Genomic DNA, 24,211 nt, shown 5'->3' on the forward strand with positions numbered 1-24,211 from the left:
TGACCGCCGGGAGACCTCGGCCGGAACACCCGGCTGACGGTGGATGGCGCGTGCCGTACGACGACATGACGGGTCGTCCGATTCGGTGGCGCGGGGCGGGGTACGCGGTCGGTACCGGCCGAGGCCGCACCCGGCCACCGGCACGGAGGCCGTGGGAACCTCACGGGCCTGCGGGGCGCGATGTCCGTCACATCGTTGTGTCCGTGTGTCGGGCCCGCGGCGGACCGGCCGTGCAGGTAAACGTAGGTCAACAGTGCGTAAGACCTCGGTGAACCCGATGTGCGCCGCCCCCGGCGGCGCGAGTATCGTCCTCACCTGCACAGACTCATACCGTTATCCCTTGACATCGGAGGGCCCGTTGTCCCGCTTCGCGCTCATCAAGGCAGTGCTCGGACCGGTCATGCGCCTGATGTTCCGCCCCCGGGTCGAGGGCGTGGAGCACATCCCGGGCGACGGTCCGGTCATCCTGGCCGGCAACCACCTGACCTTCATCGACTCGATGATCCTGCCGCTGGTCTGCGACCGGCAGGTCTTCTTCATCGGCAAGGACGAGTACGTCACCGGCGAGAGCCTCAAGGGCCGGCTGATGGCCTGGTTCTTCATCGGCGTCGGCATGATCCCGGTCGACCGCGACGGCGGCCGCGGAGGCGTGGCGGCGCTGATGACCGGGCGGCGGGTGCTGGAGGAGGGCAAGGTCTTCGGGATCTACCCCGAGGGAACGCGGTCTCCCGACGGCCGCCTGTACCGGGGGCGTACCGGTATCGCCCGTCTGACGCTGATGACGGGTGCGCCCGTCGTCCCCTTCGCGATGATCGGCACGGACAAGTTGCAGCCGGGCGGGGCGGGGATGCCCCGGCCCGGACGGGTCACCGTACGGTTCGGCGAGGCCATGGAGTTCTCCCGGTACGAGGGGATGGACCGGGACCGGTACGTGCTGCGCGCGGTGACGGACTCCGTGATGGCGGAGGTCATGCGGCTGTCCGGGCAGGAGTACGTGGACATGTACGCCACGAAGGCGAAGGCCGCCTGAGGACGCGCGGCCGGGCGCGGCTGCCCCGCGGGCGGCCGCGCCCTCGCTGCGGAGCAGCGGCTCGGCACGGCTCCGTGACTCGGCACGGCTCCGCGGCTCTCAGGGCCGGCTGTCCAGCCGCTGGCCCCGGAGCATGAACCACGCTGCCGCCGCCGTCGCCAGGAGCACCGCCGCGCCCACGCCCGCCGCGTTCGTGAGGCCGTCGACGAAGGCCCCGCGCGCCGACGCCAGCAGTTCCCGGGCCGTGGCCGCGGGCAGGCCCGAGGCCGCCTCCACCGCCCCGCCCAGCGATTCGTGTGCTCCCGCGGGCGTGCCCGGCGGGGACGGGAAGCCGCGGTAGACGCCCGTCACGATCGAGCCCAGGACGGCGATGCCGAGAGCCGCGCCCAGTTCGTACGCCGTCTCCGAGACCGCGGACGCCGAGCCGGCCTCCTCCTTGGGCACCGAGGACAGGATCACGTCGGCCGTGACGGTGAACGAGAAGCCCGCGCCCACGCCGACGACCAACAGGGACGCTCCCAGCAGCGGATAGCCGGTGCTCTCGTCGATCACCGTGAGGGCGGCCAGCGCCAGCCCGATCGCCGCGAGGCCGCCGGAGACGACCGCCCGGACCGAGAAGCGCCGGGCCGCGTGGCCGGCGAGCAGACCGGCCGCCACCGCGCCGACCGCGGCGGGCAGTTCGGCGAGTCCTGCCTCCAACGGGCTCCTGCCCTGCACCAGTTGCAGGTACTGGGAGAGGAAGAAGACCAGGCCGGACAGGCCGAGGACGGTCAGCAGGTCGGCCAGGACCGCGCCGCTGAAGCCGCGGTTGCGGAACAGGCGCATGTCCAGCAGCGGTACCGGCAGCGTCAGTTGGCGGCGGACGAAGCCGTACAGCGCCGCCGCGCCCAGCAGGGCGGCGCCGGCCGTGGTCCGGGTGAGGCCGTGGGCGGCGGCCTCCTTGACGGCGTAGACGAGCCCGATCACGCCGACGAGGGAGAGCGCCACGCCGGCCAGGTCCCACGGGCCCGGGTTCGGGTTGCGGGACTCGGGCAGGGTCCGGACGCCGACGACGACGAGGACCGCCATCACGGGCAGGTTGATGAGGAAGACCGAGCCCCACCAGAAGTGCTCGAGGAGGAAGCCGCCGACGATCGGACCGACCGCCGTGCCGGCGGAGGCCGTGGCGCCCCAGATGCCCACGGCCAGGCTCCGCTCGCGCGGGTCGTGGAAGAGGTTGCGGATCAGAGCGAGGGTGGCGGGCATCAGGGTCGCGCCGGCGACGCCGAGGAGCGCTCGGGCGGCGATCATCATCTCGGGTGTCGTCGCGTACGCGTTCAGCACGGATATCGCGCCGAAGGCGGTGGCGCCGACGAGCAGGACGCGCTTGCGGCCGATCCGGTCGCCCAGGCTGCCCATCGAGACCAGCAGACCGGCGATGACGAAGGAGTACACGTCGCCGATCCACAGGAGCTGGGTTCCCGAGGGCTCGAGGTCCTCGCTGATGTACGGGGTCGCCAGGCCGAGGACGGTGGCGTCGACGGCCACCAGCAGCACGGCGAACACGAGGACGGAGAGCGCGAGCCAGCGGCCGGGGCGCTTCACCGCCTCGTCCGGGGTCGCCTGCTGCAGCGTGCCGGTCATGGTTCCTCTCTCCTCAGTGCGCCGCCGAGCAGCAGCTCGACGACCATGTGGGTGAAGTCGTTGCGGGCGACGCGGCCTTCCGCGACCGCCCAGGCGCCGGAGGCCAGCAGGCCGTACAGGGCCTCGGTGAGCCAGGCCGGCGTCAGGTCGATGCGGAACTCGCCGTCGGCCTGGCCGCGCCGGAACAGGGCAGCGACGCGGTCGTCGATCCTGGCCCAGCCCTCGTTCTGCTCCTCTCCCTCGAACAGCTGGTTCTCGCTGTAGAGGAAGGCCAGCAGGGCGGCCGCGGGTTCGATCTCGCGGACCACGCGGCGGACGGCCCCGCTCGCCGGGCCGTCGTCGGGGCGGGCCCGGTCCAGGGCGGCCTCGCACTCCTGGATGCCGAGCGCCTCCAGCGCCCGTACCAGCGCGTCGCGTCCGGCGAACTGCCGGTGCAGGGTGGCCCTGCTGATCCCTGCGGCCCTGGCGACCTCGTCCATGGTCGCGGTGGATCTGCGGGTCAGCAGGGCCGCGGCACTGCGCAGCACATGGTCACGATCGACAGCCATGAGACAACTCTAACCCACATGAGACACAAACGTCTCATCGGCGACATGCGCATCTCGCGCGGTGCCTTCCGGGCCGATTCCTCAGTGCCAGGGCAGTCGGCCGCGCCGCTCCCAGTAGGCGGCCGGCTCCTCCGCCAGGACGGCGAGCCGGGCCAGGCGGTCCTCGTCGAGGTCGACGACGGCCGCGTGCAGGTTGGAGGAGAGCTGCGCGAGCGTCGCGGCGCCGGACAGGACGACCCCGGCCCACGGCTGCCGCAGGATCGCCGCGAGGGCGACCGCGTCACAGCCGAGCCCGGTCTCCTCGGCCACCGCCCTGAGGACGTCCGGTGCGTGCGGCCCGGCGAGACGGCCGTTGGCCATGCCCTCCTTGACGATCACCGTGAGTCCGGCGTCGTGGGCCTCGGCGAGGGCCGGACCGGCCGAGGTCTCCAGGACGTTGTACGTGGACTGGACGGTACGGAAGAGGGGGGTGCCGTCGACCTCGACGGCGAGGGCGGCGCGGACGGCGTCGGCCTGGGCGGGACCGCTGGTGGAGAAGCCGACGGTGAGGCCCTCGGCCGCGGCCTCGGCCAGCCTGGCGTGGAGTTCCCTGTCGGTGAGGGCCGGGCTGTCCGGGGTGACCGAGTGGATCTGGTAGAGGTCGAGACGGTCGCCGAGCAGGCGGGCCGTCTCGGCGCGCTGCCGCTCGTACGTCGCGAGGGTGTGGTCCTTGACCTCGTGCAGCTCGGCGTCGGTGGTCCACTCGGCGGTGTAGGTGTAGCCCCACTTGCTGCCGACGACGACGTCGGCCGCGTCGGGGCGGGCCGCCAGCCAGTCGGCGAGGAACTCCTCGGAGCGGCCGTAGGAGCGGGCCGCGTCGACGTAGCGGACGCCCTGGGCGTAGGCGGCGTCGAGGAGTTCGTGGGTGCGGGCGCGCAGCGTCTCGACGCCGCGGTCGTCCCCGAGGTCGCGGTCCCGGCCGAGGTTGATGTAGCCGGGACGGCCGACCGCGGCGAGCCCCAGGCCGATGTGGCAGGTGGGGGTCGTCGCTGCGGCGAGGCGGGCGAAGGGCATCGCGGGCTCCGTTCGGTCGGCTCCGGTACGGCCGGCGACAAACGTAACCCGCGACGCCCCGATGACGGTGGAGCCGCTACTTCTTGGCGTCCGCCCACTGGCGCTGGACGGCCACGTCCGCCTTCACCTCGGCGAGCTGGACGGCGACCGCGCTGGGCGCCGTACCGCCGCGGCCGTTGCGGGAGGCGAGGGCACCGGGGACGTTGAGGACGGAGCGCACCTCGGGGGTGAGGTGGGCGGAGATCTTCGCGAACTGCTCGTCGGTCAGCTCGTCCAGTTCCTTGCCCTCGGCCTCTGCGGCCTTCACGCACTCACCGGCGACCTCGTGCGCCACCCGGAACGGCACGCCCTGCTTGACCAGCCACTCGGCGACGTCGGTGGCGAGGGAGAAGCCGGCCGGGGCCAGTTCCTCCATGCGCTCGCGGTGGACGGTGAGGGTGGCGATCATGCCGGTGAAGGCGGGGAGCAGGACCTCCAGCTGCTCGCAGGAGTCGAAGACGGGCTCCTTGTCCTCCTGGAGGTCGCGGTTGTACGCGAGGGGCAGGGCCTTGAGGGTGGCCAGGAGACCGGTCAGGTTGCCGATCAGACGGCCGCTCTTGCCGCGCGCCAGCTCCGCGATGTCCGGGTTCTTCTTCTGCGGCATGATCGACGAACCCGTGGAGAACGCGTCGTGCAGGGTCACGAAGGAGAACTCCTTCGTGTTCCAGATGATGATCTCCTCGGCGATCCGGGAGAGGTTCACGCCAATCATCGCGGTGATGAAGGCGAACTCGGCGACGAAGTCGCGGGAGGCCGTGCCGTCGATCGAGTTGCCGACACTGCCGTGCTCGAAGCCGAGGTCCGCGGCGACCGCCTCGGGGTCGAGGCCGAGCGAGGAACCGGCGAGCGCTCCCGAGCCGTACGGCGAGACGGCCGTGCGCTCGTCCCACTGGCGCAGCCGCTCCGCGTCCCGGGACAGAGGCTGTACGTGCGCGAGGAGGTGGTGGGCGAAGAGGACCGGCTGGGCGTGCTGGAGGTGGGTGCGGCCGGGCATCGCCACGTCCGGGTGGGCCTCCGCCAGGCCGATCAGGGCGTCCTGGAGATCGGCGACGAGGCCGCCGATGATCCGGGCGTGGTCGCGCAGGTACATCCGGAAGAGGGTGGCGACCTGGTCGTTGCGGGAGCGCCCGGCGCGGAGCTTGCCGCCGAGGTCGGGGCCGAGGATCTCCAGCAGGCCCCGCTCCAGGGCGGTGTGGATGTCCTCGTCGGCGACGGTGCCGACCAGGGCCCCCGAGGCCACGTCCGCCGCCAGCCGGTCCAGGCCCGCGAGCATGGCCGTCAGCTCGTCGCCGGTGAGCAGGCCCGCCTTGTGGAGCACGCGCGCGTGGGCACGGGAACCGGCGATGTCGTAGGGCGCGAGCCGCCAGTCGAAGTGGACGGACGCGGACAGTTTCGCCAGGGCCTCGGCGGGTCCGTCGGCGAACCGGCCGCCCCAGAGCCGTACGTCACCGCTGTTGCTGCTCACTTGCGTTGCTCCTAGAGGGGATGTGGGCGAACTCAGGTCTTCGCAGGCCGACCGATGCCCTTCACGGGCCGACTGATGCATGAGTATGCAGTGTTCTGCATGATTCGTCAATCGAGCCGACGGCGGGTCCGGTCACCCGTCGGCCTCGCGGATGTTTTTGAAACGCCTTTGAACAACGACAACCGCTTACCCGTACTCACCGCTGGACGCAGGCGCCGCGTTCGACCCACCCACTCCTGACCCAAGTGAGGCATCCGCATGTCCAGGGCTCTTCCGAAGTACAACAAGCGCCGTGTGGCGGTCATCGGCGGCGCCGCCGCTCTGGCACTGACCGGCGCGGTGGTCGTGAACTCCGCCCTCGCCGGGGAGACGTCCAAGAGCAGCGGCTCGAACGCCCGGACGCTCGCCTCGCCCGGAACGATCAGCTGCCCGGACGTGGCCTCCCGGCTGCCCGCGGTCCCCGCCACCGCCAAGGCCGAGGTGGACCGCAACCTCGCCCTGCTCAACACCCAGATCGCCGAGGCCAACAAGCGCCTCGTCGACACCGTCGGCCAGGGCGGCCCCAACTTCGTCCAGAACGCCATCCTCGGCCCCCTCAAGGACAAGCGCGTCGCCACCGTCAACCGCATCGCGACCGCCATCGGCCGCACCGCCGCCAAGCCCCAGGGCCTCGACGCCCTCGCGCCCTGCGCCCTCAACGGCGGCGGCGCGGCGGCACCCGGTCAGCAAGCCGGGAACAACGGAAACGCGGGCAACGCCGGAAACAACGGGAACGCCGGGAACAACGGAAACGCCGGAAACGCGGGGAACAACGGAAACGCGGGCAACGCCGGCGCCGCCGGAACGATCAGCTGCCCGGACGTGGCCTCCCGGCTGCCCGCGGTCCCCGCCACCGCCAAGGCCGAGGTGGACCGCAACCTCGCCCTGCTCAACACCCAGATCGCCGAGGCCAACAAGCGCCTCGTCGACACCGTCGGCCAGGGCGGCCCCAACTTCGTCCAGAACGCCATCCTCGGCCCCCTCAAGGACAAGCGCGTCGCCACCGTCAACCGCATCGCGACCGCCATCGGCCGCACCGCCGCCAAGCCCCAGGGCCTCGACGCCCTCGCGCCCTGCACGTTGAACAAGTGACGTGACAGGCGCGGTGGCCGCCCCGAGGAACGCCGGCCGGGGCGGCCGCCGCGGCGCCCGATCACGAAATCACTCAGACGTACGAACGGCTTTCCCGAATAATCATTGGCCATGGGAAAGACCTATGAACGCATCGACGGCCAGCTCCGCACGTTCATCGAGGAGCAGCCCCTCTTCTTCACCGCGACCGCGCCGCTGTCCGGCGACGGCACGGTGAACCTCTCCCCCAAGGGCCTGAAGGGGTCGTTCGCCGTCCTCGACGAACACACCGTCGCCTACCTGGACTTCGCCGGCTCCAACGCCGAGACGATCGCGCATCTGCGGGAGAACGGCCGGATCACCCTGATGTGGTGCGCGTTCCAGGGGCCGCCGAACATCGTGCGGGTGCACGGCCGCGGCGAACCGGTCTTCCGCGGCGACCCCCGCTTCACGGAGCTCCTCGCCCACTTCCCCGACATCGACCCGACCCGGCACGGGCTGCGGGCGGTCGTCGTCGTGCACGCCGAACTGGTCCGGGACACCTGCGGATACGCGGTGCCCTTCATGACGTACGACGAGGACCGGGATCTGCACGAAAAGCGGTTCGCGCGCGAGGACGACGAGTCGCTCAGCGCGTACTTCGCGAAGAAGGAACACGTGGCGACGAGCATGGACGGCCTCCCGGGACTCCCACTGCCCCTGCGTCCGGTCTGACGCGGAGGGGCACGGTGCCAGGACCGGCGCTTCGCCCACGGGGCGACGCGACGGCGGTGCCGCGCACGGTCGGCCCACCCGGCCTGCCGGGGCGGCCGCCGCCGCTTAGCGTCTGAGCATGCGCCGTCGTGCCCTCGCCACCGCCCTCGCCTGTGCGTCCCTGCCGCTGCTCGGGGCGGCTCCGGGCACCGGCGGGTCACCCCCGCTCCCCGCGCGGATGGCGGACACGGGCGGCGGCACCCAGCTGATCACCGCCGTCGCCCCGAGGACCGGTGCCACGACGGGCACCCTCGCCTGGTGGGACCTGCGAGGCGGCCGGTGGGTGCGGGCCGGTTCCGCACCGGCCCGGTTCGGCGCGAACGGGCTGGTCGAGGGAGCCGTACGCCGGCAGGGCACCGACACGACACCGACCGGGCTGTACGACCTGCCGTTCGCGTTCGGCGTCCAGGCGCCGCCCCGCGGGACGACGTACGCCCACCGGCGCGTGCGCGAGGACTCCTGGTGGTGTCAGGACAACGCGTCCCGCTCCTACAACCGGTGGAGCGAACCGCGGGCGGCCGACTGCCGTGCCGCCGAGTCCGAGCACCTGATCGACTTCCGGACGCAGTACGCGCACGCCCTGGTGATCGGGTTCAACTACCGCGAGCCGGTGCGCGGTCGCGGGGCGGGGATCTTCCTCCACGTCGACGGGCGTGGCGCGACGGCAGGTTGTGTGTCGGTTCCGGTGGACGCGATGCGCCGGGTCCTGGCGTGGGCCCGCCCGCGGGAGCGGCCGCACATCGCGATCGGGACGGACGGCGGAGGGACGGCGATCACCCGCTACTGAAACCGCTGCCGGGCCCGCTGCCGGGCGCCGGTGCCGGGCGCGGGTGCCGGGCGCCGGTACGGACAGCCGTTCCGCGGGCGCCGTCGAGCGGCGGACGACTCGGTGCGAAGCTGAACACTGTGCGACCGTGACCCGTATCTGTGGGCCAAGGGTCCGCACCACGGAGGAACAGTGACCACGACGATCGCCGGCGGCCGTGCCGCCCGCCGCCAGACGATGCGCCGCATCCGTCCGCGCCGCTCCCCGGCCGTCCCGCTGCTGTTCGCCGTCTGGGCGGGCGCCGCGGGTGTGCTGTGGCTGTGGTGGGACAACACCGCGTCCATCGCGGACACCAACGGCAAGATCCTCAACGCCGGCCGGATCACGGGCCTGCTCGCCGGATACCTGATGGCCCTCGTCGTCCTCCAGATGGCCCGGGTGCCCGCACTGGAGCGCCGGGTCGGCTCGGACCGGGTCGCCCGCTGGCACGCGATGACCGGCCGCTACACGCTCAGCCTCACCTTCGTGCACGTCTTCCTCATCATGTGGGGGTACGCGCTCCAGTCCGGCAGGTCGCTCGGCGACATCGTGCAGCAGACGATCGACTCCGTGAACCAGCTGCCCGACATGGGCAAGGCGGCCATCGGCACCTCCCTGCTGGTGGTCATCGGCCTGGCGTCGATCGGCCCGGTGCGCCGCAGGATGCCGTACGACACCTGGTACCACGTCCACCTCCTGACATACGCCGCGGTGTTCCTGACGTTCTGGCACCAGCTCACCACCGGCAACGACTTCGCCGTCCAACCCGCCGCGAAGACCGTCTGGTACGCGCTGTACGGATCGGTCACCGCGCTGGTCGTCTGGTACCGCGTCCTCACCCCGATCCGGCTGAACCTGCGCCACCGCATGTACGTCGAAGCGGTCATCGAGGAGACGCCCGGCATCGTGTCGGTGCTGATCGGCGGACGCAGGCTGCACCGGATCGGCGCGGAGGCCGGACAGTTCTTCCGGTGGCGGTTCATGGCACCGGGCATGCGGTTCAGCTCCCACCCGTACTCGCTGTCGGCGGCGCCCCGCCCCGAACTGCTGCGCATCACCGTCAAGGCGATCGGCGACCACAGTTCCGCGCTGCGCGGCCTGAAGCCCGGCGTGAAGGTGTGGGCCGAGGGCCCCTACGGCGCGATGACGGCGTCCCGGCGCAGCCAGGGCAAGGTACTGCTGGTGGCCGGCGGCGTCGGCATCACGCCGATGCGGGCGCTGTTCGAGACGCTGCCCGGCGCGGCCGGCGACATCACGCTCCTCTACCGGGCCAACAGCACACAGGACCTGGCGCTGTGGGACGAGCTGGCGAAGATCGCCGACGAGCGGGGGGCACGGCTGATGTACGCCGTCAACAGCCCCGACGGGGAACGCCCCGACATCTCGGCGGAGTCCCTGCAGCGCAAGCTGCCGGACATCGGGGAGCACGACGTCTTCATGTGCGGGCCGGCCGGCTTCGCCCAGAACGTGTACGAGGCACTGCGCGACGCCGGAGTGCCCGCCCGCCGCATCCACCACGAGTCGTTCGAGATGTGAGCGACGGACGTCCACGGATCCGCGGCAGGCAACGGGAAGCGACGGGAATCAGGAACGATGAAGAAGAACCACCCTCTGCGGCGCGTCGTACTCGCGGGCGCGGCCACCGTGTCCGGGATCGTGCTGCTGCTGTCACTGAAGCCGGCCTCGGACCCCGGCTCCTCCCAGGCCGCCGGCGCGGCGGCCCAGGAGGCCGCCCGGGGCGGGGCCGCGGCGGCCGCGTCCGGGGCGATCACCGGTGACGCGGCACAGACGCAGTACGGCGCGGTGCAGGTACGCCTGACCGTCGGCAACGGCAGGATCACCAAGGCGGAGACGGTCCAGGCACCCAAGGGCGGGCAGAGCGACCGGATCACCGCCGACGCCGTCCCCAAACTCAACCAGGCCGCGGTCACCGCGCAGAGCGCCGACATCGACGCGGTCTCCGGCGCCACCTTCACCAGCGCCGGCTACAAGAAGTCCCTCCAGTCGGCGATCGACAAGATGAAGGCGGGCGCGGGGGCCTCCCAGGGGGCGGCGGGCGCCGCCCAGGTGTCCGGCACCTTCGACGGGGACGCCGCGCAGACGCAGTACGGGGCCGTGCAGGTGCGGATCACCGTCAGCAGGAACCAGATCACCAAGGCGGAGGCGGTCCAGGCACCCAAGGGCGGGCAGAGCGACCGGATCACCGCCGACGCCGTCCCCGAGCTCAACCAGGCGGTCGTCACCAAGCAGAGCCCCGACATCGACGCCGTCTCCGGCGCCACCTACACCAGCGCCGGCTACAAGAAGTCCCTCCAGTCGGCGATCGACAAGGCCAACGCCAGCGCGGGGGCGCAGCAGGATTCCGGGGCCCAGCAGGGGTCGAAGGCGCCGGAGGCCTCGGGGAACGGGCAGGCGGGCGGCACCTTCACCGGGGAGGCCGCGCAGACGCAGTACGGCACCGTGCAGGTCCGGATCACGGTCAGCGGCGGCAGGATCACCAAGGCGGAGGCGGTCCAGGCACCCAAGGGCGGGCAGAGCGACCGGATCACCGCCGACGCCGTCCCCGAGCTCAACCAGGCCGCCGTGGCCGCCGGCGACGCCGACATCGACGCCGTCTCCGGCGCCACCTACACCAGCGCCGGCTACAGGGAGTCCCTCCAGTCGGCGCTGGACCAGGCCGGTGGCTGACACGATGGCCGAGTCGTCGCAGGCGCCCGCCGTGGTGCGGCACGCGGAAGAGGTCATGGGGACCGTCTTCTCCTTCGACGTCCGCGGCGGGGAACCCGGGGCGGTGCGGGCGGCCCTCGACGAGGCGGTGGCCGGTCTGCACCGGGTGAACGAGGTGTTCAGCACCTACCGGGAGGACAGTCAGGTCTCCCGGCTGGCGCGCGGCGAGCTGACCGTCGAGGAGTGCGGCCCCGAGGTGGCCGAGGTGCTGGAGCTGGGCACGGAGGCGGAGCGGACCAGCGAGGGCTGGTTCAGCATGCGCTACCAGGACGGCCGGCTCGACCCCACCGGGATCGTCAAGGGGTGGGCGGCCGAGCGCGCGGCGCGGGTGATCGCCGCGGCGGGGGTGAACGGGGTGAGCGTCAACGGCGGCGGCGACGTGCAGTTGCTGGGCGTGCCCGGTCCCGGCCGGCCCTGGCGGGTCGGGGTGTCGGATCCGCTGCGGCCCGGTGGGCTGGCGGCGGTGGTCTCGGCGGCGGGGGCGGACGAACTGGCGGTGGCCACGTCGGGGACGGTGGAGCGGGGGGCGCACATCATCGACCCGCGCACGGGGCGGCCGGCGGTGACCGACCTGGTCGCCGTGACCGTCGTCGCACCGCGGCTGACCTGGGCGGACTGCTGGGCCACGGCCGCCTTCGCGATGGGGTCGCGGGAGGGGCTGCGGTGGCTGGAGTCGCTTCCCGACGTGGAGGCTCTGCTGATCACGGCCGGGGACGAGGTGCGGTGCACGGGGGGTCTGGCGCGTCGGCTGGGCTGAACGCCGTTCGCCCCGGCCGTTGGCCGGGGGCGGGGGTCGTGCGGCCCGGCGCCGGCATGTGCCGCCTGCGCCCGCCCGGGCCGCCCCGGGCGGCAGGCATGCCCGCGGACGGCGGCCGGTGACGGCACGGGTGACCGCGACACCCCGCGGGCGCGACCGGCCCCCGCTCACCCGCAGGCGAAGGGCCGGCCGGACCGGCGGGGCCTCACGTGTTCTGGGCCAGCCTCAGCAGGTGGTCCGCCAGGGCCTGGCCGCCCGTCGGATCCCGGCTGATGAGCAGCAGGGTGTCGTCGCCGGCGATCGTGCCGAGGATGTCGTGCAGTTCGGCCTGGTCGATCGCCGAGGCGAGGAACTGGGCCGCACCCGGCGGCGTACGCAGGACCACGAGGTTCGCGGAGGCCTCGGCGGAGATGAGCAGTTCCTGCGACAGCCGCCGCATCCGCTCCTCCTTCGCCGACCCTCCCAGCGGGACCCGCGGGGTACGGAATCCGCCCTCGCTGGGCACCGCGTAGATCAGGTCGCCGTCGTTGTTGCGGATCTTCACCGCGTTCAGCTCGTCCAGGTCGCGGGAGAGCGTCGCCTGGGTGACGCTCAGCCCGTCGTCGGCGAGCAGTTTCGCCAGCTGGCTCTGCGAGCGCACGGGCTGCCGGTTGAGGATGTCCACGATCCGGCGGTGGCGGGCGGTGCGGGTCTGCGGCACGGCGGGCCCGTTGGCCGCCTGCTGCTCGTGGTCCTGCGCCTGGCTCATCGTCGTCTCATTCCCCGGATCGTCCGTCCCCGTGCACTGCCTGGAGGATGCCGGGCAGCGCTGCGAGCAGCGCGTCCGCCTCGTCGTCGCCGAGGTTCAGCGGTGGCATCAGCCGTACGACGTCGGGGGCGGGCGCGTTGACCAGGAAACCGGCCTCCTGAGCCGCCTGGCGCACATGGGGCGCGAGCGGCTCGGTGAGCACGATACCCAGGAGGAGCCCCGCGCCCCGGACATAATCGATCAACGGGTGGCCGAGACCCTCGATTCCGTTCCGCAGCCGCTCGCTCTGCCGCTTGACGTTCTCCAGCAGCCCCTCGTTCTCGATGGTGTCGAGGACGGCGAGTCCGGCGGCGCAGGCGACGGGGTTGCCGCCGAACGTCGTGCCGTGCTGGCCGGGCCGCAGGAGTTCGGCGGCCCGGCCGAAGGCGACCGTGGCGCCGAGCGGCAGTCCGCCGCCGAGCTGCTTGGCGAGGGTGACCACGTCGGGCAGGACGCCCTCGTGGGCCTGGTACTCGAACCAGTGCCCGGTCCGGCCGATGCCGGTCTGCACCTCGTCGAGGACGAGGAGGGCCCCGGTGGCGGCGGTGATGGCGCGGGCGGCCTTGAGGTAGCCGGCGGGCGGGACGACGACGCCCAGCTCGCCCTGGATCGGCTCGAGGACGACGAGCGCGGTCTCCTCGGTGACGGCGGCGGCCAGCGCCTGTGCGTCACCGAAGGGGACGTGGGTGACGTCGCCGGGCAGCGGCAGGAAGGGGTCGCGCTTGCCGGGCTGCCCGGTGAGCGCGAGGGCGCCCATCGTACGGCCGTGGAAGGCGCCCTCGGTGGCCACGACGTGGGTGCGCCCGGTCAGCCGGCCGATCTTGAAGGCGGCCTCGTTGGCCTCGGCGCCGGAGTTGCAGAAGAAGACCCTGCCCTCCCGGCCGAAGTGCTGCAGGAGCCGTTCGGCGAGGGCCACGGTCGGTTCGGCCAGGAAGAAGTTGGAGATGTGGCCGAGGGAGCCGATCTGCCGGGTCACGGCCTCGACGACGGCCGGGTGGGCGTGGCCGAGGGCGTTGGTCGCGATGCCGCCGACGAAGTCGAGGTAGCCGTTGCCGTCGGCGTCCCAGAGCCGGGTGCCCTCGCCGCGGACCAGGGGCAGCAGCGGGGTGCCGTAGTTGTTCATGAGCGCGCCCTGCCAGCGCGCGGTCAGTTCCTCGTTGCCCGTGACGGCGTTGCTCATGACGACTCCCCCTCTTTCTCGTCGGGCACGACCATCGTGCCGATGCCCTCGTCGGTGAAGATCTCCAGCAGGATCGAGTGCTGGACGCGTCCGTCGATGACGCGGGCGGTGGTGACGCCGCCTCGGACGGCGTGCAGGCAGCCCTCCATCTTCGGCACCATGCCGGAGGACAACTCCGGCAGGAGTTTCTCCAGTTGGGAGGCGGTGAGGCGGCTGATCACCTCGTCCGAGTTCGGCCAGTCCTCGTAGAGACCCTCGACGTCCGTGAGGACCATGAGGGTCTCGGCGCCCAGAGCAGCAGCGAGTGCCGCAGCCGCCGTATCAGCATTGACGTTGTAGACATGTCCGTCGTCCTGGCTACGGGCGATCGAGGAGACGACCGGGATGCGGCCGTCGGCGAGCAGTGCCTCGATCGCGCCCGTGTCGATCGCGGTGATCTCGCCCACCCGCCCGATGTCGACCAGTTCCCCGTCGATCTCGGGCTGGTGCTTGACTGCGGTGATGGTGTGCGCGTCCTCGCCGGTGAGCCCGACGGCGAGCGGGCCGTGCCGGTTGAGCAGTCCGACCAGTTCGCGCTGGACCTGGCCGGCCAGCACCATCCGTACGACGTCCATGGCGTCCTCGGTGGTGACGCGCAGGCCGGCCTTGAACTCGCTGACGATGCCGTGCCGGTCGAGGGCGGCGCTGATCTGCGGGCCGCCGCCGTGCACGACGACGGGCTTGAGGCCGGCGTGGTGCAGGAAGACGACGTCCTGCGCGAAGGCGGCCTTCAGGTCCTCGTCGATCATGGCGTTGCCGCCGAACTTGATGACGACCGTCTTGCCGTTGTGCCGGGTCAGCCAGGGCAGCGCCTCGATGAGGATCTGGGCCTTGGGCAGGGCGGTGTGCTTGCGGGTGGTGCTCATGAGGAGTAGGCGCTGTTCTCGTGGACGTAGTCGGCGGTGAGGTCGTTGGTCCAGATGGTGGCGGTCTCGGTGCCGGCCGCGAGGTCGGCTGTGATGTGGACCTCGCGGTAGCGCATGTCGACCTTGTCGCGGTCCTCGCCGACGCCGCCGTTCTTGCACACCCAGACGCCGTTGATGGCGACGTTCAGCCGGTCGGGCTCGAAGGCGGCCCCGGTGGTGCCGATCGCGGAGAGCACGCGGCCCCAGTTGGGGTCCTCGCCGTGGATGGCGCACTTGAGGAGGTTGTTGCGGGCGATGGAGCGGCCCACCTCGACGGCGTCGTCCTCGCTCGCGGCGCCCACGACCTCGATCCTGATGTCCTTGCTGGCGCCCTCGGCGTCGCGGATGAGCTGCTGGCCCAGGTCGTCGCAGACGGTGCGGACGGCCTCGGCGAACTCGGCGTACTCGGGGGTGACTTCGGCGGAGCCGGAGGCGAGCAGCAGCACGGTGTCGTTGGTCGACATGCAGCCGTCGGAGTCGACGCGGTCGAAGGTGACCCGGGTGGCGGCGCGCAGCGCCCGGTCCAGGGTCCCGCTGTCCACGTCGGCGTCGGTGGTCAGGACGACGAGCATGGTGGCCAGGCCGGGGGCGAGCATGCCCGCGCCCTTGGCCATGCCGCCCACGGTCCAGCCGTTCTTCGTCACGACGGACGTCTTGTGGACGGTGTCGGTGGTCTTGATGGCGATGGCGGCCTTCTCGCCGCCGTGCTCGCTGAGCGCCTCGGCGGCCTTCTCGACCCCGGGGAGCAGCTTGTCCATCGGGAGGAGGACGCCGATCAGTCCGGTGGAGGCGACGGCGACCTCGCCGGCGCCCAGGCCGAGGACCTCGGCGGTCTTCTCGGCGGTGGCGTGCGTGTCCTGGAAGCCCTTCGGTCCCGTGCAGGCGTTGGCGCCGCCGGAGTTGAGGATCACGGCGGACAGGGCGCCGCTCCTGAGGACCTGCTCGGACCACAGCACCGGCGCGGCCTTGACGCGGTTGGAGGTGAAGACGCCCGCGGCGGCGCGGCGGGGCCCGGTGTTGACCACGAGGGCCAGGTCCGGGTTGCCGTTCTCCTTGATCCCGGCGGCGATGCCCGCCGCCGTGAATCCCTTGGCTGCCGTGACGCTCACGGTGCGACTCCGATCGTGGAAAGTCCCAGTGCCTCGGGGAACCCGAGGGCGATGTTCATGCTCTGGACGGCACCGCCCGCGGTGCCCTTGGTCAGGTTGTCGATGGCGCTGATCGCGATGATGCGGCCCGCCGCCTCGTCGAGGGCGACCTGCACCTGAACGGCGTTGGAACCCTGGACGGACGCCGTGGCGGGCCACCGTCCCTCGGGCAGCAGGTGCACGAAGGGCTCGTCGGCGAAGGCCTTCTCGTAGGCCGCGCGCACGGACTCGGCGGTGACGCCCTTTTTGGCGGCGGCGCTGCACGTGGCGAGGATGCCGCGGGACATCGGCGCGAGGGTCGGCGTGAAGGAGACGGAGATCCGCTCCCCCGCCGCCGCGCTGAGGTTCTGGATCATCTCGGGCGTGTGCCGGTGCCCGCCGCCGACGCCGTACGGCGACATCGACCCCATGACCTCGCTGCCGAGCAGGTGCGGCTTGGCCGCCTTGCCCGCGCCGGAGGTGCCGGAGGCGGCGACGATCACGGCCTGGGCCTCGGCCAGGCCGGCGGCGTACGCCGGGAACAGGGCGAGGGAGACGGCCGTGGGGTAGCAGCCGGGCACCGCGATGCGCTTGGACCCCTCCAGCGCGACGCGGCCGCCCGGCAGTTCGGGGAGGCCGTAGGGCCAGGTCCCGGCGTGCGGGGAGCCGTAGAACCGCTCCCAGTCGGCCGGGTCCGCGAGCCGGAAGTCGGCGCCCATGTCGACCACGAGGACGTCCGGGCCGAGCTGTTCGGCGACGGCGGCGGACTGTCCGTGCGGGAGGGCGAGGAAGACGACATCGTGTCCGGCGAGCACCTCCGGGGTGGTCTCCTGGAGCACGTGGCCGGCGAGGGGCAGGAGGTGCAGCTGGAGGGCTCCCAGCCTCTGTCCCGCGTTGGAGTTGCCGGTGAGGGCGCCGATCTCGATCTCGGGGTGCGCGAGGAGCAGGCGCAGCACCTCGCCGCCCGCATACCCGCTCGCTCCGGCCACTGCCGCACGTACCGCCATGTCCACCCTCCTCTTGGATGGCATGACTATACGTCGCTATGCACGTTTATACAATCTGTTCGAGGTGGGGCGGGCCGGTGATCCTGGAAAGGAAGACCGTACGCCGCCCCGCCCGGCCCGCCGGAGCGGTGGCCGCACCCGATCCGATCGGGCACAGGATGTCGGGTCCGGCGGAATGCCTGCCGCCTAGCGTGGTGACCGTCAAGAGGAAGGACACACCGGAGTGCTGGAGCGGCTCAACCAGGCCATGGAACACATAGAGCGTCACCTCGGCCGGCCCCTCGACGTGGCGGAGCTGGCACGTACCGCGGCCACCTCGGAGTACCACCTGCGCAGGATGTTCTCCGCGCTCGCGGGCATGCCGCTGTCGGAGTACGTCCGGCGCCGCCGGCTCACCGTCGCGGGCGCCGAGGTGCTCGCACGGCGTGAGTCACTGCTGGAGATCGCGGTCCGCTACGGCTACGGCTCGGGCGAGGCGTTCGCCCGGGCGTTCCGCGCCATGCACGGGGTCGGGCCGGGCGAGGCCCGGCGCATCGGCGCCCCGCTCGTCTCCCAGCCCCGGCTGACCTTCCGCCTCACCGTCGAGGGGAGCAGCAGCATGCGGTACCGCGTGGTGGACAAGCCGGCCTTCACCGTCGTCGGCCTCAAGGCCCGGGTGCCACTGGTGCACTCGGGACCGAACCAGGCGATCATCGACTTCGTCCGCAGGATCGCACCGCGGAGGCTGGAGGAACTGGAGAAGCTGTCGGACCAGGACCCGCGGGGCGTCGTCGCGGTCTGCGACGACCTGGACCCCAGCCGCGCCGAAGGCACCGAACTCGACTACTACCAGGGGGTGATCACCTCGGCGACACCGACGGCAGCCCCCGGGGACGCGACCGTCCTGCCCGTCCCGGCCGGGACCTGGGCGGTCTTCACCACCTCCGGGCCGGCTCCGCGGGCCATCCAGGACCTGTGGCGGGACGTGTTCACGGAGTGGTTCCCGTCCAACCCGTACCGCGGCCGCCCCGGCCCGGAGATCCTGCGCACCCTCCTGTCACCGGACAAGACCGAAGCCGACGCCGAGCTGTGGCTTCCGGTGGAGCGGGAAGAACGGGTCTGAAGGAGGCGCCCGGCCCGTGGGCGCCGCGGTAGGAGCGCTCCAGCCGGCCGCACGGGCCGGCTGAAGCACCCGGTCGGGCTTTTCCCCGGGCCGGACCTCACCCCGGATCGGCGTCAGGGATGTCCTGCCGCCACGGCTCTCATCGCTGCCCGGTCCGCAGGAACATGACCGAGTTCGCCGGGAAGGCGTACGTGAACCTGCCGGCCACGCCGGTGAAGGGGGACGTCACCGGCGCGACCGGGGTCGCGGTCTCCGGGGCGCCCGCGTCCGGCGCGGCGGCCGGCGTGGTCGCGTGGGCCTCGGTGGAGACCCCGGCGCCGCCGGGGCCGACGGCCGTCCGGGCTTCGGCCGTCCGGACGTCGGCGGAACAGGCGTCGGCGGAACGGGCGTCGGCGACCTTTTCGAACGGCAGGATGGAGGGACGGAGCGCGTCAATGGGTCGCGCAGCGACGGACGGGACGGAGGTCGGCGCGCGATGGGCGAGTTCTGGCCGGTGCCGGACGCCATGGCGTTCCTCGCCGGACGCTGGCGGGTCGGGCGGTCGGTGCGGGATCTGGCGAGCGGTGAGGCGGGGCGCTTCGAGGGCACGACGGTCTTCGGCCCGCTGGAGGGCGGCGGCCTGCTGCACGAGGAGTCGGGCACGTTCGTCTGGCGGGGCGTGCCGCGGCCCGCCGGGCGGATCCTGCGTTTCCTGCCCGGGCGGGTGCCGGGCACGGCCGACGTGACGTTCGCCGACGGGCGGCCCTTCCACGACCTCGACCTGAGGAGCGGGCGGCACGTGACCGGCCACCCGTGCGCCGCGGACCTCTACCGGGGCGAGTTCACCGTCCGGGACGCCGGCCGCTGGCGGACGATCTGGCGGGTGCGCGGCCCCGCGAAGGACCTGGTCCTCACCACCGACTACGCGCGCGAGGCCTGAACGACGCTCCCCTCGAAGCGCAGGTTCCACCGTCCGCCGCGCCCGGTGACGGTGGTCGTCGACAGCGGGCGCACATCGAGGTTCCAGTACGTCGACGGCGGCGCCTTGAGCGCGTAGACCAGGGCGGCCCGGATCACGCTCGGCTCGGCGACGGCCACGATCCGGCAGCCGTCCTCCACGGGCCGGGTGTCGAGCCAGCCGCCCACCCGGGAGATGAACGCCAGCAGCGGTTCACCGCCGTGCGGAGTGGCCCGCGGGTCGGCCAGCCAGGCGTCCACCGCCTCCGGTTCCCGGGCCATCGCCTCCCCCAGGGTGAATCCACGCCAGCGCCCCATGTCGCAGTCCCGCAGGGCGAGCTGCACGAGCGGCGCGTAGCCGAGCGCGTCGCCGGTGGCACGGCTGCGCGGGGTCGGCGAGCAGTAGCGCAGCTCGGCCGCCGCCAGCGGCAGGAGATCGCCGGCCGCCCGCTGCACCTCGTCCCAGCCCGCCTGGTCCAGCGGGCGGTCGTCCTCGAAACGCTCGGCGAGCAGCGCGGAGCCGCGCGCCGCGGCGACGAACGTGACCCGGAGTGCCATGCGGTGATGGTCGGACGCGCGAGTGGGCGGGTCAAGAGTCGCCGTGTGAAGACTTCTCGAAAATCAGCGCCATCCAGTGGTCGGGCCGCTCCAGCGCCTCGAAGCCGATCTTCCCGTAGACGCCGTGCGCGTCGTGGGTGGCGAGCAGGACGCGGCGCAGGCCGTACGGGCGCAGGTGGTCGCGGACGGCCGCGGCGAGCGAGGTCCCGATGCCCTTCCCCCGCACCGCGGGATCCACGTACACGTCGCACAGCCAGGCGAAGGTGGCCAGGTCCGTCACCACGCGCGCGTAGGCGACCTGCTCCCCGGACACCGCCTCGTACACGCCGAAGTTCAGCGACCCGGCGACGGCCCGCTCCTGCTTCTCGCGCTCCCGGCCGAGCGCCCAGTAGGCGTCGGTCGACAGCCAGCGGTGCACCCGTGCGACGTCGATCCGGTCGGTGTCGGCGGAGATCTCGTAGCCCTCGGCGAGGGGCGGGGTGGAGGTCGTCATGAGGGGACCCTCACAGACGGGGTGTCCGGTGTCGAACCGTTTCCGCGAGCACCTCGTCGCGGGCCGACCGCAGCCGCCGTACCCCCTCGGCGATCTCCTCGGTCCCGGTGGCGGCCGCGAAGCTCAGGCGGACGTGCGGGGCCGGGGGTTCGGCGCTGAAGTAGGGGCGGCCGGGGGTCACGGCGACGCCCGCGCGCAGTGCCGCGGCCGTGAACGCCGGTTCCTGCGTGCCGTCGGGCAGGCGCAACCAGAGGTGGTAGCCGCCGGACGGGACGTGCGGGAGGACGAGTTCCGGCAGGTGCAGGGCGAGGGCGGTGGTCAGGGTGTCGCGCCGGGTCCGCAGCTCGGCCGCGACCGCCCGCAGATGGCGCGGCCAGGCGGGCGAGCCGACGAGTTCGAGCGCCGCCTCCTGGAGGGGGCGGGGCACGAAGAAGGTGTCGACGACCTGGATGGCACGCAGGCGTTCCAGGACCGGGCCGCGCGCGGCCAGGGCACTGACCCGGAAGCTCGGCGAGGTCGCCTTGGTGAGCGAGCCGACGTACACGACGACGCCGTCGGGGTCGTCGGCGGCGAGCGGGCGGGGCAGCGGCCCGGCGTCCTCGTGCGCGAGCCGCCGTACGAAGTCGTCCTCCACGACGAAGGCGCCCGCCTCGCGGGCGATGCGCAGCACCTCACCGCGGCGGTCCGGGGCAAGAACGGCACCGGTCGGGTTCTGGAACAGCGGCTGGCAGACGAAGACCCGGGCGCCGGTCGCGCGGAAGGCGTCGGCGAGCAGTTCGGGCTTGACGCCGTCGGGGTCGACGGGCACCGGCACCGGCCGCAGTCCCGCCGAGCGGGCGATCGCCAGCATGCCCGGATAGGTCGGCGACTCGACGAGCACCGGGGCGCCGGGCGGGGCCAGCGCCCGCAGGGCGGTGGTGAGCGCGGTCTGGCCGCCGGCGCTGACGAGCACCTCGGCGGCGGTGACGGCGCCGCCGATGGCGCGCGCGAACCACTCGCGCAGCTCCGGCAGGCCATCGAGGGGCGGCCGCCCCCAGGCGCCGGGGCGTCGCGCGGCCCGCGCCAGGGCCGCCGACATGGCGCGCTCCGGTTGCAGGGAGGGGTGCAGGTAGCCGCCGCTGAACTCGACGACGCCGGGCGGCGGGGCCGCGAGGGAGACGGTCACGCCGGAGGCGTCCACCGAGCGGGGCACGAGGTCGGCACCCTCCGCGCTCAGCGCGACCTCCTGCCAGGAGGTGTCGCCGGCCGGTGCGGACGCGGGGCGTGGCCCGGCCCGGAAGGCCCCGGCGCCCGGCCGGGTGACCACCAGCCCCTCGGCTGCCAGCTGCGCGAGCGCCCGAGAGACCGTCACGGGACTCACCCGGAACCGCTCGACGAGAGCGCGACTCGACGGCAGCTTTCCACCAGGAGAGTAGCGGTCAAGCTCCCTTCGGAGCCGATCCGCCAGTTCACCGACACTGCTACGCTCATGCATGAAGACACAGAGTAGCGCTACTGCCCTTCCCGCGATAGCGGTGACCACCCCGCGGACGAGTGGCCTCGGTACCCTCCAGGCCGCTCTCGGCGTCGGCGCCTTCTCGCTCACCTTCCCCGCCACCGCCTGGGGCCTCGAGGGCTTCGGCCCCTGGGCGCTGGTCGCCGTGCGCAGCGTGCTGGCCGCGCTCGTCGCGGGCGGCTGCCTCCTCGCCCTGCGGGTGCCCCTGCCCGCCCGTCGGCACCGGTCGGGGCTCGCCGTCGTGGCCGCCGGGGTCGTCGTGGGCTTCCCGCTGTTCAGCACCCTCGCCCTGCAGACGTCGTCCACCGCGCACGCGGCCGTCGTGGTCGGTCTGCTGCCCCTGACGACCGCGCTGCTGTCCGCCCTGCGCGTCGGTTCCCGGCCCTCCCGGACCTTCTGGACGGCGGCGCTGGCCGGTGCCGGCGCGGTGGCCGCCTTCACCGTGCAGCAGAGCGGCGGCGCCCTCACCACCGCCGACCTGTACCTGTTCGGGGCGCTGCTGGTGTGCGCGGCCGGTTACACCGAGGGCGGCCGGCTGGCGCGGGTGATGCCGGGCTGGCAGGTCATCGGCTGGGCGCTGGTGTTCTGCCTGCCGCTCGCCGTGCCCGCCGCCGCCCTCGCCCTCGCCCTCGAGCCGGTCCGGCTGACCGCGCACAGCGTCACCGGGCTGTTGTGGGTGGCGGTGGGCTCGCAGTTCCTCGGCCTCGTCGTCTGGTACCGGGGCATGGCCGCCATCGGCATCCCCAAGGCCAGCCAGTTGCAGTTGGCCCAGCCCCTGCTCACACTGGTGTGGTCGGTGCTGCTGCTGGGCGAGCACCTCACGCCCGCCGCTCCGCTGACGGCTGCGGCCGTCCTGGTCTGCATCGCCGTCACCCAGCGGGCGCGCGGTTAGGTCTCGAACGCGAGGCCCCGAGGGCGCCACGCGCCGGTTCGGCCGGTGCCGCGCGCCGCAGACGGGAAAAGGACTCCGGGACGACTCCGAAACACGGACCTCTGCTCCCGCACACGGTGAGGAGGCCTCACAGATGCGTGCAACCACGGGCGACCAGCTTGTCCAGCACGGCAGGGTGGTCGGGCAACACGACAAGGTCGGCGAGATCGTCGAAGTGCTGGGTCAGGAGGGCGGTCCCCCCTACCGCGTCCGCTTCACGGACGGGCACGAGGGCGTGTGCTCGCCGGGACCGGACACCGAGATCCGCCACAAGGACCAGGAACGGCGGTAGCCGGCGGGCCGGCCGGGCAGAGCACGACGGCGGGCCGGCCGGGCAGAGCACGACGGCGGGCCGGCCGGGCAGAGCACGACGGCGGGCCGGCCGGAGAACGAGGGCAGGTCAGCGCGGGGGCGTCGCCGGCTGCGCGTAGTGGTCGGCGACGACCCGCGCCATCGCGCCGACGCGGTCCGTGCGCAGGTCCCCGGCCGCGAAGAAGACGTGGCCGCGGACCTCGGGGTGGCCGGCCGCGAGGGTGAGGTGCCGGGACAGTTCGGCCGGGTCCCGCCAGGCCGCGGGTTGCGCCGGATCGCCGGCCTTGTACAGCGCCTCCCCCAGGTAGAGCTTGGTGCGGCTGCCCCGCGCGACCTCCGCCCACCAGGGCACGAGTGCGGCGTAGTCGGCGGCGGAGAGTCCGATGTTCCAGTACAGCTGCGGCACGACGTAGTCGATCCAGCCCTCCCGCACCCACCTGCGGGTGTCGGCGTGGACGGCGTCGTACGACTGGAGCGCCCGGGTGTCCGAGCCGCGCGGGTCGGTGGAGGCGTTGCGCCACACCCCGAAGGGGCTGATCCCGAACTGTGTGGTGGGCCGCACCGCCTTGATCCGGGCGGCGGTCTCGCGCACCAGCCGGTCGATGTTGTCGCGTCGCCAGGCGGCCCGGTCGGTGAAGGCGCCGCCGTGGGCGTCGTAGGCCGCGTCGTCGTCGAAGGTCTGGCCGGCCACCGGATAGGGATAGAAGTAGTCGTCGAAGTGCACGGCGTCGACCGGGTACCTGCGCACCGCGTCGAGCATCGCGTCCTGCACGAACGCCCGGACCTCGGGCAGACCGGGGTTGTAGTGGAGCTTCCCGGCGTACGGCACCACCCAGTCGGGGTGCCGTCGCGCGGGGTGGGAGGCGACGAGCCTGCTCGGGTCGTCGTGGACGGCGACCCGGTAGGGGTTGAACCAGGCGTGCAGCTGGAGTCCGCGGGCGTGCGCCTCAGCCACGGCGGTGCCCAGCGGGTCCCAGCCGGGCGCCTTGCCCTGGGTGCCGGTGAGCACCTGCGACCACGGCTCGTACGACGAGGGCCACAGGGCGTCCGCGGTGGGCCGGACCTGGAAAATCACCGTGTTGAGGCGGTCGCGGACCGCCAGGTCGAGCCAGCCGAGCAGTTCGGAACGCTGCTGGGCCGCGGTCAGTCCGGTGCGTGAGGGCCAGTCCCGGTTGGCGACGGTGGCCAGCCACATGCCGCGCATCTGCGCCGCCGCCCGGCCGTGCCCGCCGGCGTGCGGGGAGGGGACCCCGGCCGGGCGGGCCGTCGCGCCCGTCGTCGTGACCGCCGACAGTGCGGCCAGCGCGAACGCCCGCCGAGTCAGTCGCGCCATCGCGCACATCCCCACATACGCCGCGGATCCGCTCGGTCACGGATCGTCTCCGCGCCCAGCATGCCCCCACCCCGACGATCGATCATCGATACTTGC

24 protein-coding genes are annotated in these 24,211 nt (G+C 72.9%); 11 read left to right on the forward strand and 13 right to left on the reverse strand.

Annotated elements, in window-relative coordinates:
- Nucleotides 1-358: 358 nt before the first annotated feature.
- On the forward strand, nucleotides 359-1,030 hold the full coding sequence (locus ACIP5W_RS14650; RefSeq protein WP_401472625.1) for a lysophospholipid acyltransferase family protein: 672 nt from the start codon (nucleotides 359-361) through the stop codon (nucleotides 1,028-1,030).
- Nucleotides 1,031-1,129: 99 nt separating this feature from the next.
- Here ACIP5W_RS14650 and ACIP5W_RS14655 read toward each other — a convergent pair whose 3' ends face one another.
- The 4 genes from ACIP5W_RS14655 to argH form a co-directional block, all read right to left on the reverse strand.
- On the reverse strand, nucleotides 1,130-2,653 hold the full coding sequence (locus ACIP5W_RS14655) for an MFS transporter (protein WP_401472043.1): 1,524 nt from the start codon (nucleotides 2,651-2,653) through the stop codon (nucleotides 1,130-1,132).
- On the reverse strand, nucleotides 2,650-3,201 hold the full coding sequence (locus ACIP5W_RS14660) for a TetR/AcrR family transcriptional regulator (protein WP_401472046.1): 552 nt from the start codon (nucleotides 3,199-3,201) through the stop codon (nucleotides 2,650-2,652). Before ACIP5W_RS14660 ends, ACIP5W_RS14655 begins: the two co-directional genes overlap by 4 nt.
- An 81-nt stretch (nucleotides 3,202-3,282) precedes the next feature.
- Complete coding sequence (locus ACIP5W_RS14665; protein ID WP_401472049.1) at nucleotides 3,283-4,254, reverse strand: aldo/keto reductase; 972 nt, start codon at nucleotides 4,252-4,254, stop codon at nucleotides 3,283-3,285.
- Between the two features lie 76 nt (nucleotides 4,255-4,330).
- The gene (gene argH, locus ACIP5W_RS14670; protein ID WP_401472052.1) at nucleotides 4,331-5,758 is read right to left on the reverse strand and encodes an argininosuccinate lyase; all 1,428 of its coding nucleotides are present in this window, start codon (nucleotides 5,756-5,758) and stop codon (nucleotides 4,331-4,333) included.
- A gap of 258 nt (nucleotides 5,759-6,016) precedes the next feature.
- Here argH and ACIP5W_RS14675 point away from each other — a divergent pair, with 258 nt between their 5' ends.
- The 6 genes from ACIP5W_RS14675 (at nucleotide 6,017) to ACIP5W_RS14700 (ending at nucleotide 11,910) form a co-directional block, all read left to right on the forward strand.
- Complete coding sequence (locus ACIP5W_RS14675; RefSeq protein ID WP_401472055.1) at nucleotides 6,017-6,889, forward strand: hypothetical protein; 873 nt, start codon at nucleotides 6,017-6,019, stop codon at nucleotides 6,887-6,889.
- Between the two features lie 111 nt (nucleotides 6,890-7,000).
- Nucleotides 7,001-7,582, forward strand: coding sequence for a pyridoxamine 5'-phosphate oxidase family protein (locus ACIP5W_RS14680; RefSeq protein ID WP_401472058.1), 582 nt, complete (start codon nucleotides 7,001-7,003; stop codon nucleotides 7,580-7,582).
- A gap of 118 nt (nucleotides 7,583-7,700) precedes the next feature.
- Nucleotides 7,701-8,408, forward strand: coding sequence for a L,D-transpeptidase (locus tag ACIP5W_RS14685; RefSeq protein WP_401472061.1), 708 nt, complete (start codon nucleotides 7,701-7,703; stop codon nucleotides 8,406-8,408).
- Between the two features lie 171 nt (nucleotides 8,409-8,579).
- Nucleotides 8,580-9,962, forward strand: a complete 1,383-nt coding sequence (locus ACIP5W_RS14690; RefSeq protein WP_401472064.1) for a ferric reductase-like transmembrane domain-containing protein — start codon at nucleotides 8,580-8,582, stop codon at nucleotides 9,960-9,962.
- Nucleotides 9,963-10,019: 57 nt separating this feature from the next.
- The gene (locus ACIP5W_RS14695) at nucleotides 10,020-11,114 is read left to right on the forward strand and encodes an FMN-binding protein (protein WP_401472067.1); all 1,095 of its coding nucleotides are present in this window, start codon (nucleotides 10,020-10,022) and stop codon (nucleotides 11,112-11,114) included.
- Nucleotides 11,115-11,118: 4 nt separating this feature from the next.
- Nucleotides 11,119-11,910 carry an FAD:protein FMN transferase gene (locus tag ACIP5W_RS14700; RefSeq protein ID WP_401472628.1) on the forward strand — a complete coding sequence of 264 codons (792 nt, stop codon included), beginning with the start codon at nucleotides 11,119-11,121 and terminating at the stop codon, nucleotides 11,908-11,910.
- Nucleotides 11,911-12,115: 205 nt separating this feature from the next.
- Here ACIP5W_RS14700 and ACIP5W_RS14705 read toward each other — a convergent pair whose 3' ends face one another.
- The 5 genes from ACIP5W_RS14705 to argC are packed head-to-tail and all read right to left on the reverse strand — an operon-like array spanning nucleotide 12,116 to nucleotide 16,955.
- A complete protein-coding gene (locus tag ACIP5W_RS14705) occupies nucleotides 12,116-12,658 on the reverse strand; it encodes an arginine repressor (RefSeq protein WP_401472070.1) in 543 nt (180 codons plus the stop codon).
- A 7-nt stretch (nucleotides 12,659-12,665) separates the two neighbouring features.
- Entirely contained in the window at nucleotides 12,666-13,877 is a 1,212-nt protein-coding gene (locus ACIP5W_RS14710; RefSeq protein WP_401472073.1) for an acetylornithine transaminase, read from the reverse strand.
- The gene (gene argB / locus ACIP5W_RS14715) at nucleotides 13,874-14,782 is read right to left on the reverse strand and encodes an acetylglutamate kinase (RefSeq protein ID WP_401472076.1); all 909 of its coding nucleotides are present in this window, start codon (nucleotides 14,780-14,782) and stop codon (nucleotides 13,874-13,876) included. The genes ACIP5W_RS14710 and argB overlap by 4 nt, the downstream gene beginning before the upstream one ends.
- Nucleotides 14,779-15,930, reverse strand: a complete 1,152-nt coding sequence (gene argJ, locus ACIP5W_RS14720) for a bifunctional glutamate N-acetyltransferase/amino-acid acetyltransferase ArgJ (protein ID WP_401472079.1) — start codon at nucleotides 15,928-15,930, stop codon at nucleotides 14,779-14,781. Before argJ ends, argB begins: the two co-directional genes overlap by 4 nt.
- A complete protein-coding gene (argC, locus tag ACIP5W_RS14725; RefSeq protein ID WP_401472082.1) occupies nucleotides 15,927-16,955 on the reverse strand; it encodes an N-acetyl-gamma-glutamyl-phosphate reductase in 1,029 nt (342 codons plus the stop codon). Before argC ends, argJ begins: the two co-directional genes overlap by 4 nt.
- Before the next feature lie 223 nt (nucleotides 16,956-17,178).
- On the opposite strand from argC, the gene ACIP5W_RS14730 reads away from it, so the two are divergent.
- Nucleotides 17,179-18,057 (forward strand): GyrI-like domain-containing protein, encoded by an 879-nt coding sequence (locus ACIP5W_RS14730; protein ID WP_401472085.1) that lies wholly within the window; start codon nucleotides 17,179-17,181, stop codon nucleotides 18,055-18,057.
- Between the two features lie 475 nt (nucleotides 18,058-18,532).
- Nucleotides 18,533-18,976 (forward strand): DUF6314 family protein, encoded by a 444-nt coding sequence (locus ACIP5W_RS14735; RefSeq protein ID WP_401472088.1) that lies wholly within the window; start codon nucleotides 18,533-18,535, stop codon nucleotides 18,974-18,976.
- On the opposite strand, the gene ACIP5W_RS14740 is transcribed toward ACIP5W_RS14735, so the two are convergent.
- Genes ACIP5W_RS14740 through ACIP5W_RS14750 form a run of 3 tightly spaced genes read right to left on the reverse strand, consistent with a single transcriptional unit; the run spans nucleotide 18,958 to nucleotide 21,518 of the window.
- Complete coding sequence (locus ACIP5W_RS14740; RefSeq protein WP_401472091.1) at nucleotides 18,958-19,551, reverse strand: histidine phosphatase family protein; 594 nt, start codon at nucleotides 19,549-19,551, stop codon at nucleotides 18,958-18,960. The genes ACIP5W_RS14735 and ACIP5W_RS14740 overlap by 19 nt on opposite strands.
- Before the next feature lie 31 nt (nucleotides 19,552-19,582).
- Entirely contained in the window at nucleotides 19,583-20,044 is a 462-nt protein-coding gene (locus ACIP5W_RS14745; RefSeq protein ID WP_401472094.1) for a GNAT family N-acetyltransferase, read from the reverse strand.
- A 10-nt stretch (nucleotides 20,045-20,054) separates the two neighbouring features.
- Complete coding sequence (locus ACIP5W_RS14750) at nucleotides 20,055-21,518, reverse strand: PLP-dependent aminotransferase family protein (RefSeq protein ID WP_401472097.1); 1,464 nt, start codon at nucleotides 21,516-21,518, stop codon at nucleotides 20,055-20,057.
- On the opposite strand from ACIP5W_RS14750, the gene ACIP5W_RS14755 reads away from it, so the two are divergent.
- Entirely contained in the window at nucleotides 21,517-22,431 is a 915-nt protein-coding gene (locus tag ACIP5W_RS14755) for a DMT family transporter (RefSeq protein WP_401472100.1), read from the forward strand. The genes ACIP5W_RS14750 and ACIP5W_RS14755 overlap by 2 nt on opposite strands.
- Nucleotides 22,432-22,564: 133 nt before the next feature.
- A complete protein-coding gene (locus ACIP5W_RS14760; protein ID WP_401472103.1) occupies nucleotides 22,565-22,762 on the forward strand; it encodes a DUF1918 domain-containing protein in 198 nt (65 codons plus the stop codon).
- 108 nt (nucleotides 22,763-22,870) lie between these two features.
- Here ACIP5W_RS14760 and ACIP5W_RS14765 read toward each other — a convergent pair whose 3' ends face one another.
- Complete coding sequence (locus ACIP5W_RS14765; protein ID WP_401472105.1) at nucleotides 22,871-24,115, reverse strand: glycoside hydrolase family 10 protein; 1,245 nt, start codon at nucleotides 24,113-24,115, stop codon at nucleotides 22,871-22,873.
- Nucleotides 24,116-24,211 lie beyond the last annotated feature (96 nt).

The organism is Streptomyces sp. NPDC088766 (assembly GCF_044750845.1).
Lineage (GTDB): Bacteria > Actinomycetota > Actinomycetes > Streptomycetales > Streptomycetaceae > Streptomyces.